Annotated in this window: 19 protein-coding genes and 1 pseudogene; 7 read left to right on the forward strand and 13 right to left on the reverse strand. The window is 65.1% G+C overall.

Annotated features, from left to right (window positions below; translation table 11 throughout):
- A pseudogene (locus C5F75_RS06850) lies at positions 1–110 on the forward strand (3-hydroxybutyrate dehydrogenase); the annotation flags it as partial.
- Between the two features lie 119 nt (positions 111–229).
- Here C5F75_RS06850 and C5F75_RS06855 read toward each other — a convergent pair.
- Positions 230–1,429, reverse strand: a complete 1,200-nt coding sequence (locus C5F75_RS06855; protein ID WP_059583535.1) for an amino acid aminotransferase — start codon at positions 1,427–1,429, stop codon at positions 230–232.
- A 259-nt stretch (positions 1,430–1,688) separates the two neighbouring features.
- Here C5F75_RS06855 and uvrB point away from each other — a divergent pair, with 259 nt between their 5' ends.
- The 5 genes from uvrB (at position 1,689) to C5F75_RS06885 (ending at position 7,242) form a co-directional block, all read left to right on the forward strand.
- A complete protein-coding gene (uvrB, locus tag C5F75_RS06865; RefSeq protein WP_059583537.1) occupies positions 1,689–3,779 on the forward strand; it encodes an excinuclease ABC subunit UvrB in 2,091 nt (696 codons plus the stop codon).
- A gap of 223 nt (positions 3,780–4,002) precedes the next feature.
- Complete coding sequence (locus C5F75_RS06870; protein WP_059583539.1) at positions 4,003–4,554, forward strand: iron transporter; 552 nt, start codon at positions 4,003–4,005, stop codon at positions 4,552–4,554.
- Between the two features lie 55 nt (positions 4,555–4,609).
- A complete protein-coding gene (locus C5F75_RS06875) occupies positions 4,610–4,948 on the forward strand; it encodes a cupredoxin domain-containing protein (protein ID WP_059583540.1) in 339 nt (112 codons plus the stop codon).
- A 57-nt stretch (positions 4,949–5,005) separates the two neighbouring features.
- Positions 5,006–5,848 carry an FTR1 family iron permease gene (locus C5F75_RS06880; protein WP_059583542.1) on the forward strand — a complete coding sequence of 281 codons (843 nt, stop codon included), beginning with the start codon at positions 5,006–5,008 and terminating at the stop codon, positions 5,846–5,848.
- Entirely contained in the window at positions 5,845–7,242 is a 1,398-nt protein-coding gene (locus C5F75_RS06885; protein WP_059583543.1) for a 4Fe-4S binding protein, read from the forward strand. Before C5F75_RS06880 ends, C5F75_RS06885 begins: the two co-directional genes overlap by 4 nt.
- 274 nt (positions 7,243–7,516) lie before the next feature.
- On the opposite strand, the gene hemP is transcribed toward C5F75_RS06885, so the two are convergent.
- The 3 genes from hemP to C5F75_RS06905 all read right to left on the reverse strand — a co-directional run bounded on the left by hemP (position 7,517) and on the right by C5F75_RS06905 (position 9,358).
- Positions 7,517–7,762, reverse strand: coding sequence for a hemin uptake protein HemP (gene hemP, locus C5F75_RS06895; RefSeq protein WP_034207822.1), 246 nt, complete (start codon positions 7,760–7,762; stop codon positions 7,517–7,519).
- A gap of 140 nt (positions 7,763–7,902) precedes the next feature.
- Positions 7,903–8,385, reverse strand: coding sequence for an SRPBCC family protein (locus tag C5F75_RS06900; RefSeq protein WP_059583545.1), 483 nt, complete (start codon positions 8,383–8,385; stop codon positions 7,903–7,905).
- 100 nt (positions 8,386–8,485) lie between these two features.
- Positions 8,486–9,358, reverse strand: coding sequence for a pirin family protein (locus C5F75_RS06905; protein ID WP_059642290.1), 873 nt, complete (start codon positions 9,356–9,358; stop codon positions 8,486–8,488).
- A 121-nt stretch (positions 9,359–9,479) separates the two neighbouring features.
- On the opposite strand from C5F75_RS06905, the gene C5F75_RS06910 reads away from it, so the two are divergent.
- Positions 9,480–10,454, forward strand: coding sequence for a LysR family transcriptional regulator (locus C5F75_RS06910; protein ID WP_059583548.1), 975 nt, complete (start codon positions 9,480–9,482; stop codon positions 10,452–10,454).
- A 419-nt stretch (positions 10,455–10,873) separates the two neighbouring features.
- Here the strand turns inward: C5F75_RS06910 and C5F75_RS06915 are convergent, their stop codons facing one another.
- From C5F75_RS06915 to C5F75_RS06955, 9 genes are all read right to left on the reverse strand, one after another.
- Positions 10,874–11,302 (reverse strand): ExbD/TolR family protein, encoded by a 429-nt coding sequence (locus tag C5F75_RS06915; RefSeq protein ID WP_059583550.1) that lies wholly within the window; start codon positions 11,300–11,302, stop codon positions 10,874–10,876.
- A gap of 13 nt (positions 11,303–11,315) precedes the next feature.
- Positions 11,316–12,050: a MotA/TolQ/ExbB proton channel family protein gene (locus C5F75_RS06920; RefSeq protein WP_059583552.1), complete on the reverse strand. Its 735-nt coding sequence runs from the start codon at positions 12,048–12,050 to the stop codon at positions 11,316–11,318.
- Between the two features lie 35 nt (positions 12,051–12,085).
- The gene (locus tag C5F75_RS06925) at positions 12,086–12,817 is read right to left on the reverse strand and encodes an energy transducer TonB (RefSeq protein ID WP_060011405.1); all 732 of its coding nucleotides are present in this window, start codon (positions 12,815–12,817) and stop codon (positions 12,086–12,088) included.
- Between the two features lie 218 nt (positions 12,818–13,035).
- On the reverse strand, positions 13,036–13,272 hold the full coding sequence (locus C5F75_RS06930) for a (2Fe-2S)-binding protein (protein ID WP_059583555.1): 237 nt from the start codon (positions 13,270–13,272) through the stop codon (positions 13,036–13,038).
- A 150-nt stretch (positions 13,273–13,422) separates the two neighbouring features.
- Complete coding sequence (murI, locus tag C5F75_RS06935) at positions 13,423–14,280, reverse strand: glutamate racemase (protein ID WP_059583556.1); 858 nt, start codon at positions 14,278–14,280, stop codon at positions 13,423–13,425.
- Between the two features lie 39 nt (positions 14,281–14,319).
- Positions 14,320–14,796, reverse strand: coding sequence for a bacterioferritin (gene bfr, locus C5F75_RS06940; protein ID WP_006478315.1), 477 nt, complete (start codon positions 14,794–14,796; stop codon positions 14,320–14,322).
- A gap of 193 nt (positions 14,797–14,989) precedes the next feature.
- Entirely contained in the window at positions 14,990–16,513 is a 1,524-nt protein-coding gene (locus C5F75_RS06945) for a fumarate hydratase (RefSeq protein WP_034183495.1), read from the reverse strand.
- Positions 16,514–16,557: 44 nt separating this feature from the next.
- Entirely contained in the window at positions 16,558–17,142 is a 585-nt protein-coding gene (locus C5F75_RS06950; RefSeq protein WP_059583558.1) for a TIGR00645 family protein, read from the reverse strand.
- A 111-nt stretch (positions 17,143–17,253) separates the two neighbouring features.
- A complete protein-coding gene (locus tag C5F75_RS06955; RefSeq protein WP_059642269.1) occupies positions 17,254–18,162 on the reverse strand; it encodes a DMT family transporter in 909 nt (302 codons plus the stop codon).
- Between the last annotated feature and the right edge of the window lie 414 nt (positions 18,163–18,576).

An 18,576-nucleotide genomic window follows, 5' to 3' on the forward strand; every position in this document is an offset into this window, starting at 1 on the left:
TCACGACGGTGCAGGACGTCGCGCAGACGGTGCTGTTCCTGTCGGCGTTCCCGAGCGCCGCGCTCACGGGCCAGTCGGTGGTCGTCAGTCACGGCTGGTTCATGCAGTAACGCGGATGTGGGCGGTGTCGCCGCCCGCCGCGTTGGATGGCGCAAAAAAACGCGCTCCGTGGAGCGCGTTTTTCATGTCGGCAGGGCGGGGCCGGCGACGGCCGCCGCCCGGCGCCGCTTTACTTCAGGACCGCTGCGACCGCTTGGGCGACCACGTCGAGGTTGCGCGTGTTCAGCGCGGCGACGCAGATCCGGCCCGTGCCGACCGCATAGATGCCGAACTCGTCGCGCAGGCGATCGACTTGTGCCGAGGTCAGGCCCGAATACGAGAACATCCCGCGCTGCGCGTTGATGAAGCTGAAATCGCGATCGACGCCGCTTGCCTTCAGGCGTTCGACGAGACCGTTGCGCATCGCACGGATGCGGTCGCGCATTTCGCCGAGTTCCTGGACCCACGAAGCGTGCAGTTCCGGCGACGCGAGCACCGCTGCGACCACCGCGCCGCCATGGGTCGGCGGGTTCGAGTAGTTCGTGCGGATCACGCGCTTCAGTTGCGACAGCACGCGCGTGGCTTCTTCCTTGCTCGACGTGATGATCGACAGCGCGCCAACGCGCTCGCCGTACAGCGAGAACGACTTCGAGAACGACGACGACACGAACGCGTTCAGGTCGGCCGCGGCAAACAGGCGCACGGCAGCGGCATCGGCTTCGATGTTTTCGCCGAAACCCTGGTAGGCCATGTCGAGGAACGGCACGAGGTTGCGCGCCTTCACGACGTCGACGACCTGTTGCCATTGCGCTTCGGTGAGGTCCACGCCGGTCGGGTTGTGGCAGCACGCGTGCAGCACGACGACCGTGCCGGCCGCGTAGCTGTTCAGCGCCGACAGCATGCCTTCGAAGTTCACGCCGTTGGTGGCCGCGTCGTAATACGGGTACGCGACGACTTCGAAGCCGGCCGCCTCGAACAGCGCGCGGTGGTTTTCCCAGCTCGGATCGCTGATCGCGACCTTCACGTTCGGATTCACGGTGCGCAGGAAATCGGCGCCGATCTTCAGCGCGCCCGTGCCGCCCAGGGCCTGCGCCGTGACGACGCGGCCCGCCGCGATCAGCGGCGAATCGTTGCCCAGCAGCAGCTTCTGCACGGCCGCATCGTAGGCGGCGATCCCGTCGATCGGCAGGTAACCGCGCGGCAGGCCGGCTTCGACACGCGCCTTCTCCGCGTCGCGAACCGCGCGCAGCAGCGGAATCTTGCCTTCCTCGTTCGTGTACACGCCAACGCCGAGGTTGACCTTGGTCGGACGCGTATCGGCGTTGAAGGCTTCGTTCAGGCCCAGGATCGGGTCGCGGGGAGCAAGCTGGACAGCGGAGAAGAGCGACATGATGATTCGGCAGTAGTGAAAAGAGGGTCAGGCTTTCAGCCGGCGGGACGGGTGCAGCGGACCGCGCCAACGGCGCGACGCCGGAAAGCGCAGCAGCCTGACATTGTAGCGAATTCGCGCTGGCGGGGGCGGTGATTCCGTCGCGATTGGCGCGGCGAAACGCGATTTCGGGCGGCCGTCGCGCGTCAGGAGCCGACAGCAGTTCGCTCGGCCGCGAAGCGCTAGAATGCTTTCTTTGCCCTTGCTCCGGCCGCATTCCATGTCCGAACATCATGCCGAAGTCGGCGACGCGCTCGACGAATCCAAATTCGTCACTTTCGAAGGGTCGCCGTTCCAGCTTTACCAGCCGTATCCGCCCGCGGGCGACCAGCCGAGCGCGATCGACACGCTCGTCGAAGGGGTCGGCGACGGCCTTGCCTTCCAGACGCTGCTCGGCGTAACCGGCTCGGGCAAGACCTTCACGATGGCCAACACGATCGCGCGGCTCGGCCGCCCGGCGATCGTGTTCGCGCCGAACAAGACGCTCGCCGCCCAGCTTTACGCGGAGTTCCGCGAGTTCTTCCCGCGCAACGCGGTCGAGTACTTCGTCTCGTACTACGACTACTACCAGCCCGAGGCCTACGTGCCGCAGCGCGACCTGTTCATCGAGAAGGATTCGTCGATCAACGAGCACATCGAGCAGATGCGGCTGTCGGCGACGAAGAGCCTGATGGAGCGCCGCGACGTGGTGATCGTCGCGACGGTGTCGGCGATCTACGGTATCGGCAACCCGTCCGAATACCACCAGATGATCCTGACGCTGCGCACCGGGGACAAGCTCGGCCAGCGCGACGTGATCGCGCGGCTGATCGCGATGCAATACACGCGCAACGAGCAGGATTTCCAGCGCGGCACGTTCCGCGTGCGCGGCGACACGATCGACATCTTCCCGGCCGAGCATGCGGAAATGGCCGTGCGCGTCGAGCTGTTCGACGACGAGGTCGAGACGCTGCACCTGTTCGACCCGCTGACAGGGCGCGTGCGGCAGAAGATCCCGCGTTTCACCGTGTATCCGTCGTCGCACTACGTGACGCCGCGCGACACCGTGATGCGCGCGGTCGAGACGATCAAGGACGAACTGCGCGAACGGCTCGAGTTCTTCCATCGCGAAGGCAAGCTCGTCGAGGCGCAGCGCCTCGAGCAGCGCACGCGCTTCGACCTCGAGATGCTGCAGGAGCTCGGCTTCTGCAAGGGCATCGAGAACTATTCGCGGCATTTCTCGGGGGCGGCGCCCGGCGATCCGCCGCCGACGCTCGTCGACTACCTGCCGCCCGATGCGCTGATGCTGCTCGACGAATCGCACGTGCTGATCGGCCAGTTGAACGGCATGTACAACGGCGACCGCGCGCGCAAGGAAAACCTCGTCAATTACGGGTTCCGCCTGCCGTCGGCGCTCGACAACCGGCCGCTGAAGTTCCACGAGTTCGAGCGCAAGATGCGCCAGGTCGTGTTCGTGTCGGCCACGCCGGCCGACTACGAGAAGCGCGTGACGGGTCAGATCGCCGAGCAGGTCGTGCGGCCGACGGGCCTCGTCGATCCGGAAATCGAAGTCCGGCCGGCGAGCTCGCAGGTCGACGACGTGCTGACCGAAATCAACGCGCGCGTGAAGGCCGGCGAGCGCGTGCTGATCACCGTGCTGACGAAGCGCATGGCCGAACAGCTGACCGAGTTCCTGGCCGACCACGGCGTCAAGGTGCGCTACCTGCACAGCGACATCGACACGGTCGAGCGCGTCGAGATCATCCGCGACCTGCGGCTCGGCACGTTCGACGTGCTGGTCGGGATCAACCTGCTGCGCGAGGGCCTCGACATTCCCGAAGTGTCGCTCGTCGCGATTCTCGATGCGGACAAGGAGGGCTTCCTGCGCGCCGAGCGCTCGCTGATCCAGACGATCGGTCGTGCCGCGCGGAACGTGAATGGCAAGGCGATCCTCTACGCGGACAACATGACCGAGTCGATGAAGCGCGCGATCGGCGAAACCGAGCGGCGCCGCGCGAAGCAGATCGCCTACAACGAAAAGATGGGCATTACGCCGCGCGGCGTCGTGAAGCGCATCAAGGACATCATCGACGGCGTCTACAACGCCGACGACGCGCGCGCGGAGCTGAAGGAGGCGCAGCAGCGCGCGAAATTCGAGGACATGTCGGAAAAGCAGCTCGCGAAGGAAATCAAGCGCCTCGAGAAGCAGATGGCCGACTACGCGAAGAATCTCGAATTCGAGAAGGCCGCCGCGACCCGCGACCAGCTTGCCGTGCTGCGTGAACGCGTGTTCGGCGCGAACGTCGGCGACCACATCAGCGGTGGCCGGTAAATCTTTCCAAGCGTCACGGAATCCTTCGGTAAAGCGCCTGTAAGCCTTGTCGGATCAGGGGTTTACGGCGCTCCCCGTTTGTTCCGGAACGGGTTCGGTGCTAAACTCCGCATGTATTGAGAATAGTTCGCATTAACGTTCTTCGTCGCGTTAGTGTTTCCGGCGGGCGGCAGCGGCGGCTCGCATGTCGTCAAGATAGTCAGACAAATAACAAGGAGTGTCCATGTTGGGTTCTTCGTTCATCCGCACGACGGTTGCGGTAGCGGCGGCGTTTGCCGCGATGTCGGCCTCGGCTGCCGAGTATCCGATCGGCAAGCAGCAGATCCAGGGCGGCATGGAAATCGGCGCGGTGTATCTGCAGCCGATCACGATGGACCCGGAAGGCATGATGCGCAAGGCGTCGGATTCCGACATCCACCTCGAGGCCGACATCCATGCGGTCAAGAACAACCCGACGGGTTTCGCGGAAGGCGACTGGATGCCGTACCTGCAGGTCACGTACAAGCTGACGAAGCAGGGCGACACCAAGTGGAAGGCCGAGGGCGATCTGATGGGCATGGTCGCGAGCGACGGCCCGCACTACGGCGACAACGTGAAGCTCGCCGGCCCGGGCAAGTACCACCTGACGCTGGTCGTCAAGCCGCCGATGCAGTCGGGTCACATGGCGTTCGGTCGTCACGTCGACAAGGAAACGGGCGTGGGCCCGTGGTTCAAGCCCATCACGCTCGAGTACGACTTCCCGTTCGCCGGTATCGGCAAGAAGGGCGGTTACTGATCGGTGGTATCACGAACGGCGCGCTTCGGCGCGCCGTCGGCGTAGAGAACCCAGAATGAAAATTCCCCAGAAAATCGTCGCCGCAGCCGCAGCCGCTGCGCTGTGGCTTGCCGGCGCGGCGCATGCGGCCGATCTGCCGACGTTCAAGCTCGAGATGACGGATGGCAAGCTGAATCCCGCCCGCATCGAAGTGCCGGCCGGCCAGCGTTTCAAGATCGAGATCAGGAACACCGGCAAGGGCGCCGCCGAATTCGAGAGCGTGCAGTTGCGCAAGGAGAAGGTGCTCGCGCCGGGCGCCGATTCGTTCGTGGTCGTCGCCCCGCTGTCGCCGGGCGAATACAAGTTTTTCGACGATTTCCACCAGCAGGCACAGGGCGTGATCGTCGCGAAGTAACGTGTTTTATCTGCGCGCGGGCGGGCCAGGCCGTGCCCCGCGCGTCAGGAGGTATCGATGGGTCAGATCTTGTTCATCGTCTGGCGGGAGAGCGTCGAAGCGCTGCTCGTCGTCGGCATTCTCTATGCATGGCTGAAAAACGGCGACGACGACGCGCGCCGCGGTTTGCCTTTCCTCTGGACGGGCGTCGCTGTCGGCCTGCTGATGGCAGTCGGCCTCGGCGCCGCGCTGGTCGGGTTCACCGAAGTGTTGTCCGGCGACGCGCAGGACTATTTCCAGACGGCGATGGTGCTGATCGCGTGCGTGCTGATCGTGCAGATGGTGCTGTGGATGCGCCGGCACGGCCGCACGCTGAAGCGCGACATGGAGCAATCGCTGCAGCAAAGCACGCGTGATTCGAACTGGTGGGGCGTCGCCGTGCTGGTCGCGCTCGCGATCGCGCGCGAAGGCAGCGAGACGGTGATCTTCCTGTACGGCCTCGGTTTCGGCCAGTCCGGCCACGTCGACGGCAGCCAGATGCTCGCGGTCGTGATCGGCCTGGGCCTCGCGTTCCTCACGTTCTATCTGCTGCAGCTCGGCGGCAAGTACTTCTCGTGGCGGCATTTTTTCCGCGTCACCGAAGTGATGCTGCTGTTCCTCGGCGCGGGCCTGTTCCAGACCGGCGTCGACAAGCTGATCGACAAGGAAATCCTGCCGCTCGGCATCTCGCAGGTGTGGGATACGTCCGCGATCCTCGATGATTCGGGCACGTTCGGTTCGCTCGTCGCGACGCTGACCGGCTATCGCGCGCACCCGGCGCTGACCAACCTGGTGGCGTATGCGGTGTACTGGGCGGTCGTCTGGTTGCTGATGAAGCGTGCGAGCCGCCGTCCGGCCGTCGTAGCGGGTCGCGCGGCATGAGCGTTGTCGCCGCCGTCAAGCCGGGCTGGCTCGCGCAGGCCGGCCAGTGGATGCAGCGCCACGGTGCGCTGATCCGCGGTATTCAGTGGATCGTCGTCGCCGTCTACGCGTTCCTGATCATCGTGCCGGCGGTGTTGCCGCTGCCGGACGATTCCGCGCATCTGTGGAACAACCTCACGCTCATCGCGCAGTTCGCGTTCTGGGGCATCTGGTGGCCGTTCGTGCTGCTGTCGATGGTGATGCTCGGCCGCGTCTGGTGCGGTGTGCTGTGCCCGGAAGGCGCGCTCACCGAATACGCGAGCAAGTTCGGCCGCGGCGGCCCGATTCCACGCTGGATCCGGTGGGGCGGCTGGCCGTTCGTCGCGTTCGGCATCACGACGATCTATGGGCAGATGGTGAGCGTGTACCAGTACCCGCTCGCGGTGCTGTTCGTGCTCGGCGGCTCGACCGTCGGCGCGATCGTGATCGGCGTGCTGTACGGCCGCGAGAAGCGCGTGTGGTGCAAGTATCTGTGCCCGGTCAACGGCGTGTTCGGGTTGCTCGCGCGGCTTGCGCCGATGCGCTACAAGGTCGACGAGGACGCGTGGCGCCGTTCGTACAGGAACGGCGAGCACGGCCATCGCGTGATTCCGATCAATTGCGCGCCGCTCGTCCCGTTGCGCAACATGAAGGGCGCGGCGGACTGCCATATGTGCGGTCGCTGCAGCGGGCACCGCGACGCGATTTCGCTGTCGCTGCGCTCGCCGTCCGACGAAGTCGTGAACCTCGGTGCGGAGCGAGCCAACCCGTGGGACACCGCACTGATCCTGTACGGCCTGCTCGGCGTGGCGATCGGTGCGTTCCACTGGACCGTCAGCCCGTGGTTCGTGCAGATCAAGCAATGGCTCGCGGGCTGGCTGATCGACCACGACATCACGTGGCCGCTCGAGACCAATGCGCCGTGGTTCCTGCTCACGCACTACCCGGATCGCAACGACGTGTTCTCCTGGCTCGATGGCGGGCTGGTCGTCAGCTACATCGTCGGCACGGGGCTCGTATACGGCACGGCACTCCTAGTGTTGCTGGCCGGCGCCACGCTGATGCTCGGCCGCTTCGATCGCGTGCGCCTGCATCACCTCGCGCAGGCGCTGATCCCCATCGCGGGTGCGGGCGTGTTCCTCGGGTTGTCGGCCACGACGCTGTCGTTGCTGCGCGCCGAGCATGTGCCGCTCGGCTGGGCAACCGATGTGCGCATCGCGATTCTGGTCGGCGCCAACGTATGGAGTGCGTGGCTCGCGTGGAAGGTGACGGGGCGCTATGCGGCGTGGCCGCGCCGGCTCGCGGCATTCGCGTGGTTCGCCGTCGGGCTGGCTGTCGTCGACAGCGCATGGTGGTTGATGTTCTGGGGATTCTGAGGCGGCGCGCATGCCGCTCTCGCCGTCGCGCATTGACGGCAGCCACGACAGTTGGGCAGCGTGCTTCGCGCATCGGCTGCCCAAACAAAAAAGCGACACGTCCATCGACGTGTCGCTTTTTTCTTCCTTGTGCGAGAACCAAAAAAGTGGCTTGGCTTGCTGCAACGGCTGCTTGAGTGTGTTTGCACGAAGGGGTCTAGATCTCGCGTGCAAGCCGTTACGCTGGCTACTGCCCAACACCTCTCAGGGAGGTGGTCCCCACAATACTCGGTCGTTACTTCGTCAGGATCAGTTTGCCGAGCCGCGTGGCGCGCAACTGATACGTCTCTCCGTTATGCGCGATGCTGACGTGGCTTTGGCCTTGCAGCAACGCATCACTGTTGACGACCCGCGTGCCTGCATCGCGGTTGCCGGCGGGTTTCGCCGGCGTGGTGACCGCTGCCGTCTTCTGACGGCTGCTGGCTGCGGTGCCGGTGGTCCGGCGCAGGGTCAGCGTGGTCGGGCGCATGGTGTCGGTCATTCGGTTTGATCGGTGACTGTCGATACGATGGAATGAATTCTAAATGATAACTATTCCCATTTACAAAAACTCTTTATCGATCGATGGTTCTAGTCTGATAGTTTGAATCAAAAGGGGCGGCCCGCAGGCCGCCGCCGGGCTCAGTGCAGCGGATCGGGGTCCTTGCGACCCTGCGCGTATTCGCGGATCAGGCGCACCGTGTCGATATCCGACGTGCGGTATGCCTCCTTGACGATCCCATGCGTCTGTCGCGCTTCTTCGCTGTCGTCGGTGACCGTCAGCGTCGTCCGGTACTCGAAACGCAGGAACAGTTCGTGGTCGTCGCGCTCCTCGATCGTCATCGTCAGCGAGCCGCCGATCTCGCCATCGGCTGCTCGGATGTCGTAGCGGACCTGCTGGTTCGGCGTGAACGTCACGTGGTCGCGCACCGTCGCGTGGCCGTAGTGCAGTTCGCGTTCGAGCGTCGTGTCCGTCCGTTCGTGGATGACGCAACTGTCGAGGCCGATCACGAACAATTGCGGCTGTTCCGCACGGAGCACGAGGCCTTCCCAGAGCTGGTCGCGAGTGAGAGTCGGCACGGCCGGATCGTCGGAGTTGATCTGGATCAGATGTTCGAAGTTCAAGGGGACGGGTTCCTTCTGGGTGGCGGGTGGCCACATGGTTCAAGAAGTTATTGTGACGCAAAACCGCCGGCTTCGCGGCACCTGCGACCCCCGATCGAAACTACGCCTCGATGCGACCCATGCGACCGGTCTGATAGTCGACAACGGCCTGCCGGATCTCTTCCTCGGTATTCATCACGAACGGGCCGTAACGGACGATCGGCTCGTTGAGCGGCACGCCGCCGATCAGCAGCAGGTCGAGCGACGTGTCGGCGGCAGCGAACGTGACGGTGTCGCCGTCGTCGCCGTAGACGATCATGTGTCGTGGGTCGACAGCCTGCCTGTCGGGCCCGTAGAGGCCCGTTCCGTCGATCGGATAGGCAAACACGCGATAACCGGCCGGTACCGGCTGCGTGACCGTTGCGCCGGGCTCCAGCGTGAAATGCTGATAGAGGATCGGCGTGCGCGTCTCGATCGCGGCCTGTACGCCAAACGCTTCGCCGGCGATGACGCGCACGCGCGCGCGACCGTCCGGCGACGTCGCCGTCGGAATGCGAGCGGCCGGAATCTCCTGGTAGCGCGGCGCGATCATCTTGTCGCGGCGCGGCAGGTTGACCCACAGCTGGAAGCCGTGGGAGCGGCCGCCGGCCTGCGCGAACGCCGGGTCCGGCATTTCGCTGTGGACGACGCCGGCCCCGGCCGTCATCCATTGCACGTCGCCCGGGCCGAGCGTGCCGGCATGGCCGGACGAGTCGCGATGGCGGAAGCGTCCGTCGAGCGCGTAGGTCACGGTCTCGAAGCCGCGATGCGGATGGTCGGGCGCGCCCACGGCTTCGCCGGGCGCGTAGTCGACAGGGCCCATTTCATCGAGCAGCAGGAACGGATCGAAATCCATCAGCAGCCGCGTCGGGAACGGGCGGTGAACCACGAAGCCGCCGCCTTCGGTGGTGCGAAGCGCGGGGTAGGTGCGATCAAGCGAGCGAGCGGTGGTCATGGGAAGCCCTCGAAATCATCGGAATAGCGTTATTTTCGAAACATAGCGCTATTATATTGGGCGTTTTACCGGTCGATTTGCGGCGGATCGCAATGGATTGTTCTGAAATTGGAACGATGAGATGAATATCGATGCACATAACCTGAACGACCTGATGTACTTCTCGCAGGTCGTCGAACATGGCGGTTTCTCGGCCGCCGAGCGCGTGCTGGGCATCTCGAAATCGCGTCTGTCGCGGCGCCTGACCGAGCTCGAGGCGGCGCTTGGCGTGCGCCTGCTGCAGCGCTCGACGCGCAAGCTCGCGCTGACCGAGGCGGGGGAGCTGTTTTACCAGCATTGCCAGGCGATGCTCGCGGAAGCGCAGGCCGCGATGAACGCCGTGCAGCAGTTGCGCGCGTCGCCGCGCGGCTCGGTACGTGTCAGCGTGCCGGTGACGCTGTCGCAGACGATGCTGTCGCGCATCCTGCCCGAATTCCTGCGCCGCTATCCCGAGGTGAAGGTGCACGTCCGCGTGACGAACCGCGTGATCGACCTGTTCGAGGATTCGATCGACGTCGCGTTGCGCGTGCGCTCGGAGCCGCCGCAGAACGCGAACATCGTCGTGCGGCCGCTGTGGCGCACCGAGCAGATGCTGGTCGGCGCGCCGAGCCTGCTGAGCCAGAATGCACCGCCGCTGGTGCCGGACGACCTGACCGGCTTCGAGACGCTCGATACGCCGAGCGTCGACGGCCGGCACGTCTTCAACCTGATCGCGCCGGACGGGACGCGCCACGTGCACGAGCACGATCCTCGCCTCGTGACGGCCGACCTGATGACGATCCGCGAGGCCGTGCTCGACGGCCTCGGCATCGCGGCGCTGCCGGAGATGATGTACGGCAACGCGCTGCGCGCGGGGCAACTGTCGCCGGTGATGCCGGGCTGGACGCTGCCGGTGCCGCAGTTGTATGCGGTGTTCGTGTCGCGGCAGGGGATGCCGCCCGCGGTACGTGCATTCGTCGATTACCTCGTCGAGAAGCTCGACCATGGCGCGTACAAGGATCCGGGTTGCCCAGAACGTGCGAAGAAGGAAGCGGCGGCCGATGTTTCGGCCACCTGAACACGGCGGGCACGACGACGCAAATTTGTTTTGTCATTGAAGCGCCGCCTGCAATCGCAAGTTTCAATCGCCGGAACCTTGAATGCGTGCGCTGGCGAGCCTATATTGAAATCCCATTTCGTGAAGGAAGTTCTGAGCGAAATCAGGTGGCCGCATATATTGTGAGCCAGATAGGGCAGAACGCGCAGTCCGTGCAGACCACGGCAAAGTCGCATTTGCGTTGCTCGAGGCGTAACCGATACCGCCGAAGAGCCCGCCGCCCGAAGGCGCCCGCGTGCGCATGAAAAAAGGCCTTCATCTGGCGATGAAGGCCTTTTACTTTGGGTGCGGCCGGCTAGGTGCGGCCGGCTAGGTGCGGCCGGCTAGGTGCGGCCGGCAAGGCGCGCAGTGACTACTGGCGACGACAGAACGTGCGCGTGTTACTTCGTTTTCGCGCCGGGCTCCGTCACGAAGCCGAGCTTGGTCAAGCCGCCAGCCTGTGCATCCGACATCACTTCCGCGACGTGCTCGTAGGCCACCTTGCGGTCCGCGCGCAGATGCAATTCCGGCTGCGGCGTGCGCTTCGCGGCTTCCGCGATGCGCGCCTGCAATTGTTCGCGCGTGACCGTGTGGTCGTCCCACAGGATCGTGCCGTCACCCTGGATCGCGACGTCGACGGTCTGCGGCTTTTCGTCGACGGGCTGGCTGCTGGCGTGCGGCAGGTCGATCTTCACCGCATGCTGCATCGCCGGGATCGTCACGAGGAAAATGATCAGGAGTACGAGCATGACGTCGACGAGCGGCGTCATGTTGATCTCGCTCATCACGGCATCGTCGTCATCGTCGCTGAAACCGGTGTTCATGGCCATGGTTCACCTCGTCTCAGCTGGCGGTGCGCGATGCGAGACGCAGGCCATCGCGCGTCGACGACGACGCGAGGCTCGCGCCCGTCACGAAGTACGCGTGCAGACCGTGCGCGAAGCGGCGCAGCTTGCTGACGATACCCTTGTTCGCGCGGATCAGCGCGTTGTAGCCGAGCACCGCGGGAATCGCGACGAACAGGCCGAAGGCCGTCATGATCAGCGATTCGCCGACCGGACCCGCGACCTGGTCGATCGACGTCTGGCCGGTGGCGCCGATCGCGAGCAGCGCGTGGTAGATCCCCCAGACCGTGCCGAACAGGCCGACGAACGGCGCGGTGCTGCCGACCGATGCGAGGATCGCGAGGCCGCTCTGCATGCGCGAAATGCCTTCGTCCATCGTGTCCTTCAGGCAGCGCGTGACCCAGTCCGATACGTCCATGCGATCGTGCAGATGCGGTTGCGTGTGATGGTGGTGGTCGACGGCTTCCTTGCCCGACAGCGCGAGCGCGAGGAACGGGTTGTCGTTCGGCGTCGACGCGGCGAGGCCGAGCTTCTTGATGCCGTCGTCGAAATCGTCGGAATGCCAGAAAGCCTGTTCGGCGTTCTTCGTGAGGCGGTTCAGGCGGATCACGTTCCAGCCCTTGATGACGATCACGATCCACGACAGGACCGACATCACGAGCAGCGTGATCGCAATGGCGCGCGTGACGAAATCACCTTGCGCCCAGACGTGCGCGATACCGTAGCTTTGCATTTTTTGTTTCCTTTGAATCTTCCGGATGAGGCAGGTTAGTCGGTGAGCCCGAAGCTGTAGGGCTGTGTGCGGGCGGCGCGGATCGCCTCGCCGTTCTCGACGTACGGACGGCAGGTGGTCGCGCGCATCGCGTCGAGTGCGGCATCGTCGAGGCGCGGATAGCCGCTGCTCTTCTGCAGATCGATGCTTTCGATCTTGCCGGTCACGCCGACGACGAAGTGGACATAGGCGGTGCCCGATTCGCCGCGGCGTCGCGACATCGACGGATAGTCGGGCTTCACGAAGTTGCATTGGAGCGTCGGCACGTTCTTCGGCGCGCTGACCTGCATCGTTTCGCGCGCCGGGCCCGGCGTAGCGGCCGGTGCCGCGGGAGCGGGCGCGGCGGGAGCGGGTGTCGGATCGGCGGCGGGAGCCGGGGTGGGCGACGGCGCCGGCGAGGGCGCGACCGGCTGCGGGGTCGGCTTCGCGGCTTTCTGCACCGGTTTCGGCTCGACCTTCGGCTTCACGCGCGGCACGGGCTTCGGCGGGGCGGGCTGCGGAATCGATTCGGCCGCGACCTGCTGCGCGATCGGCGCAGGCGTGATGAGCTGCGCGGTGATCGTCTGGACCTCGACCGATTTCGGCGGCGGCGCGTTGCGATGGAGCCATGCGGCCGTCAGCATGATCGCGTGTGCGGCTAGCACGCCGACCGCGACGACGATCACTCGGGGATTCATACGTGGTGCAGCCGGCATGGCGCCGGCAGGAGCGAGATGCGAAGCCTGCATGTTAGCTTGAAAGAACGACGCCGCACCCGGGGCGCGGCGGGTGAATCGGCATCACTTGCGGAAGATCAGCAGCGAGATGCAAACGGTGGTTACGAATCCAATCAGCAATTCCATCACAGGCTCCTTGGCAGGTAAGCCGTTGGCTCGCGCAGACGGTGGCTTGCTGACGGTCAAGACAAAAAATGCGGCCCGGGCCGCATGCACACGCTTGGCGCCGCTCAGGCCGCCTTGCGGTCGTAGAACGTGACCGGGATCGGATGAGCATGATGCTCGACACCGCACCGGCTCGCGCAGACGCCTTGCTCGGCCATGAGGTCGCGTACGGACTCCTCGCACTTGCCGCAGCACGTGGCCACGCCGAGCTCGAACTGGAGTTCATCGAAAGAGTCCACGCCCTCCGCGAGGGACGCGCGAATCTTGCGATCGGAAACAGACTTGCACACGCACACGATCATGATGAGTTGCGATAGCTAACGTTAATGCGAATTATTATCATTAATTTTGCAGGTGTTGACAAGCCTGGGTCGGGCTTTTTTTAAGGTCATCGGACCCTTGAAAGGAAGCGGCGGCTTGGCCGGTGCGGGAGCCCGGCGTGCCGGCCCGCGTCAGGCGGTCGCGCAGGCGTGCGCGTTCGGCGAGGAAATGGTGACGGATTCGACCGGTGCCTCGAGGCCGAGCAGCGTCGACGCGAGCGCGCGCAATTGCAGGCCGTCGCTCGTCGAGCACAAGCGCGTCGGCGCGGCGTGCGTGCCGGCCGGCGCGCGCAGCCCGCGTTCGTCGAGCACCCGCGCGAGCTGGCGGGCGATGGCATCGCTCGTGTCGACGATCGTCAGCCGCTCGCCAACAATGTCACGAATCGTTTCTGTGAAGAACGGATAGTGCGTGCAGCCGAGTACCAGCGTATCGGCGCCGTCGTCGAGCATCGGCTGTATGTAACGCTCGAGCAGTGCCCGTAGTGCGGGCGAGTTCGTGTCGCCGCGCTCGATCGCTTCGACGAGCCCGTGGCCGGGCTGACAGATGAAGCGGCGGCCGGCGCCGTAGCGGTCGAGCAGCGCCTGGAAGCGCGGGCTGTTCAGCGTCGACTGCGTGGCGAGGACGCCCGCGACGCCGGTCGCGGACAGCGCGGCGGCCGGCTTGATGCCCGGCTCGACGCCGACGAGCGGTATCGACAGGCGTTCGCGGATGGCCGCGATCGCCCGAGCCGTTGCCGTGTTGCATGCGATGACGAGCGCTTTCGCGCCTTCGCGCGCGAGCCACTCGCCGATGGCCAGCGTGCGTTCCGTAATGAATGCCTCGTCGCGCGGGCCGTATGGCGCGTGGTGCGAGTCGGCGACGTAGACGAACGATTCGCCGGGCAGGTGCGCGCGCGCGGCGCGCAGCACCGACAGGCCGCCGAGCCCCGAGTCGAAGATGCCGACAGGGGCGGCGGCGTGCGGCGCGCTAGCGGCGGACGGGTGCGTCATCGTCGGGCGGGCGGCGGGCTGGCGGGCAGGGCAGGGCGATTACTCGGCCGAACCCATCATCGTTTGCTGATAGTTCTGCAGGCCGACCTTGCCGATCAGGTCGATCTGCGTTTCGAGCCAGTCGATGTGCTCTTCGGTGTCGTCGAGGATTTTTTCGAAGATCTCGCGCGACACGTAGTCGCGAACCGATTCGCAGTAGGCGATCGCTTCCTTGCAGGTGGACTGCGAGATCTGCTCGAGCTTCAGGTCGCACTTCAGGATCTCTTCGGTTTCCTCGCCGACGAGCAGCTTGTGCAGGTCCTGCAGGTTCGGCAGGCCGTCGAGCATGAACACGCGTTCGATCAGCCAGTCGGCGTGCTTCATTTCGCCGATCGACTCGTCGTATTCGTGCTTGCCGAGCTTGTCGAGGCCCCAGTGCTTGTACATGCGCGCATGCAGGAAGTACTGGTTGATCGCCGTGAGTTCATTCTTCAGTTGGGCGTTCAGATATTCGATGACTTTCTTGTCGCCTTGCATGGCTGTTCCTTGTTCAGTGGAGCTTCAGAAACCGAACGATAATCGCTCGAACGAGAAAAGCCAAGCCTCGAAGCCTTGTCGGGCCTGCCTTTTGCGTGTAATGAGAATCAGCCTTGAATAACCGGCCGCGCACAATAATGAGAATGAGAAGTAAAAAGGCCGGACGTGCGTCCGGCCTTTCGTTCGATCGCGCTTACGCGGCTGCGACCGGGATCTTGCCGATCTTCGCCTGCCATTCCTTCGGACCCGTCTGGTGCACCGACGTGCCCGACGAATCGACAGCAACTGTTACAGGCATGTCCTGCACGTCGAATTCGTAGATCGCTTCCATGCCGAGGTCTTCGAACGCGAGCACCTTCGCGCCGCGAATCGCCTTCGACACGAGGTAGGCCGCGCCGCCGACCGCCATCAGGTAGGCGGCCTTGTGCTTCTTGATCGCGTCGATCGCGACCGGGCCGCGCTCGGCCTTGCCGACCATCGAGATCAGACCCGTCTGAGCGAGCATCGTCTCGGTGAACTTGTCCATGCGCGTGGCCGTCGTCGGGCCGGCCGGGCCGACGACTTCGTCGCGCACCGGATCGACCGGGCCGACGTAGTAGATCACGCGGTTCGTGAAGTCGACGGGCAGCTTCTCGCCCTTCGCGAGCATGTCCGCGATGCGCTTGTGCGCGGCGTCGCGGCCGGTGAGCATCTTGCCCGACAGCAGCAGCGTCTGGCCCGGCGTCCAGCTCGCGACTTCTTCCGGCGTCAGCGTGTTCAGGTCGACGCGCTTGCTGGTTTCCGTGTTCGGTTCCCACTGCACCTTCGGCCAGGCGTCGAGCGACGGCGCTTCAAGCTTGGCCGGGCCCGAGCCGTCGAGCACGAAGTGCGCGTGGCGCGTGGCCGCGCAGTTCGGGATCAGCGCGACCGGCTTCGACGCCGCGTGCGTCGGCGCCGCCATGATCTTCACGTCGAGCACGGTCGCGAGGCCGCCGAGGCCCTGCGCGCCGATGCCGAGCGCGTTGACCTTCTCGTGCAGTTCGACACGCAGTTCCTCGACCCAGTCCTTCGGGCCGCGCGCGATGATTTCCTGGATGTCGATCGGCTCCATCAGCGATTCCTTCGCCATCAGCATCGCCTTCTCGGCGGTGCCGCCGATGCCGATCCCGAGCATGCCCGGCGGGCACCAGCCGGCGCCCATCGTCGGGACCGTCTTCAGCACCCAGTCGACGATCGAATCGGACGGGTTCAGCATCACGAATTTCGACTTGTTTTCCGAGCCGCCGCCCTTCGCCGCGACCTGCACGTCGACCTTGTCGCCCGGCACGATCTCGTAGTGGATCACGGCCGGCGTGTTGTCCTTCGTGTTCTTGCGGGCGCCTTCCGGCGGATTGACGATCGACGCGCGCAGCACGTTGTCCGGGTGCGTGTAACCGCGGCGCACGCCTTCGTTGATCATGTCGGTGAGGCCCATCGTCGCGCCGTCCCAGCGCACGTCCATGCCGACCTTCACGAAGATCGTGACGATGCCGGTGTCCTGGCAGATCGGACGCTTGCCTTCCGCGCACATGCGGCTGTTCGTGAGGATCTGCGCGATCGCGTCCTTCGCCGCCGGGCTCTCTTCCAGCTCGTACGCGCGGCCGAGGGCCTGGATGTAGTCGAGCGGGTGGTAGTAGCTGATGTACTGCAGCGAATCCGCGATGCTCTGGATCAGGTCTTCCTGTTTGATGACGGTCATGGCTGAGACTCTGTGGGGACAGTGGGGAATGCGTTGCCGACGGTTCAGGCCGCCGGTCGGGACGCTGCGGACGCATGCGCCTCGTGGAAATGGGCCGGGTGCGTGTGCGTCGTCAGGCGGTCGACCCACGCCATCACGAGCGCCGACACGAGGAACGACACGTGGATGATCACCTGCCACATGATCGCGTGCGTCGTGTGCTGGTCGGGGTTGATGAACGTCTTCAGCAGGTGGATCGACGAAATGCTGATCAGCGCCATCGACAGCTTGACCTTCAGCACGCCCGCGTTCACGTGGTCGAGCCATTCGGGCTCGTCGGGGTGGCCCTCGATGCCGAGCCGCGACACGAACGTTTCATACCCGCCGACGATCACCATGATCAGCAGGTTCGAGATCATCACCACGTCGATCAGGCCGAGCACGGCGAGCATCACGCTGATTTCGTCGAGGCCCGTCGCATGCGACAGCAGGTGCCAGACTTCCTTCAGGAACAGGAACACGTAGACGGCCTGCGCGACGATCAGGCCCAGATAGAGCGGAACCTGGAGCCAGCGGCTCATGAAAATCAGCGCGGGAAGCGGGCGAAGCGGGCGACGGCCAGGATGGCCGGGCGAATGCGGGGCGGACATGTCGGGGTACGGGCGCGGTGCGCAGGTATCGGGGTAATCTTGAAAAGGCGCGCTATTGTAACGCGTCGGCTGGCGCGACTGCAGCGACGCGCCGGCGCCGCGGGGGACGGATCAGGAGGCGGCCGCCGGCACGCGTTTGACGCGCAGGCTCGCGAGCACGATGCCGGCGACGACGCACGCGAGCGCGATGCCGTGCGCGAGCGTCGGGCGCTCGCCGAGGAACGCGATGCCGTACGCGGCTGCTGCGATCGGCAGCACCGCGCTGAACACGCCGGCGAGGCTCCCCGGCACGTGCCGGATGCCCTTCATCCACAGCCAGAACGAGAAGATGCTGGCCGACAACCCGTACCAGACGACGAGCGCCCAGGTGCCGGCGGGCACGCTCGCGTAATCGAAGCGCCACAGCGCCGTCGCGCCGAGCGGCAGCATCAGGAACAGGCCGAACAGGTGGGTATACGCGCAGATGTCGATCGGCGCGAGCGTCTGCGTGAGCCGGCGCGACAGGATCACGTAGATCGATTCGCAGCACACCGCGCCGAGAATCAGCAGGTTGCCGGCGAGCGAGCCGGACGCGTCGCCCTGCGCGCCGTGGCCGGCCGCGCTGCCGTTGGCGAGATTGATCGTCACGACGCCGATGATCGCGAGCGCGATCGACACGAGCGCACGGCCGTTCGGTTTTTCACGCAGGATCAGCCATGCGAACAGCGCGACGATCGCCGGGATCGTGCTCGTGATGACGCCCGCGGCCACCGCGCTCGTGCGCTGCACGCCGTTGAGCATCAGCAGCGTGAACATGAAGGTGCCGAAGAACGCCTGCAGGAACAGGTTCAGCCATTCGCCGCGCTTGACCGCGCGCATCTTCGCGGGGCTGAACAGCGGCCACAGCACCGCGATCGCGATCACGAAGCGCAGCGTGGCGAGGATGGCGACGGGGACGAATGCAACGATGGATTTACCGATACCGACGTTGCTGCCGACGAACAGCATCGACAGGATGAGGAAGAGGGCGTAGCGATTCAAGCTGGAATCCGGAAGGCGAGTTCAGTTAGGATTGTAGGGTCGCGGTTGTAACAGCGTAAAGCTGGCCTCGATGCGGCGCGTCGCGCACGAAACGGCCATGCCGCGTAAGTGACGGGTAAGTTGGCGCGCTTATCGTGGAACTGCCGCGCCGCGGGTCACGTTTGCGTGACGTGACTTGATGTGGTGCGGTGCAGCATCGTGCGCAGGCCTTCGCGGCCGCGCGCGGGTGGTGGGAGACAGCGGCGCGCAGCGCCGGCCAGGACGACGCGCGGCGCGCACGATCGCGCCACCATGCAGAGGATTCATGTTCACCAAGGGGTAGTCGATGTCTGCGATTGAATCGGTTCTTCACGAAACCCGTCAGTTCGCGCCGCCCGCGGCGCTCGAGAAGACGGCGACCATTTCCGGCATGCC

The sequence above is a fragment of the Burkholderia anthinoferrum genome, from assembly GCF_002925705.1.
GTDB lineage: Bacteria > Pseudomonadota > Gammaproteobacteria > Burkholderiales > Burkholderiaceae > Burkholderia > Burkholderia semiarida.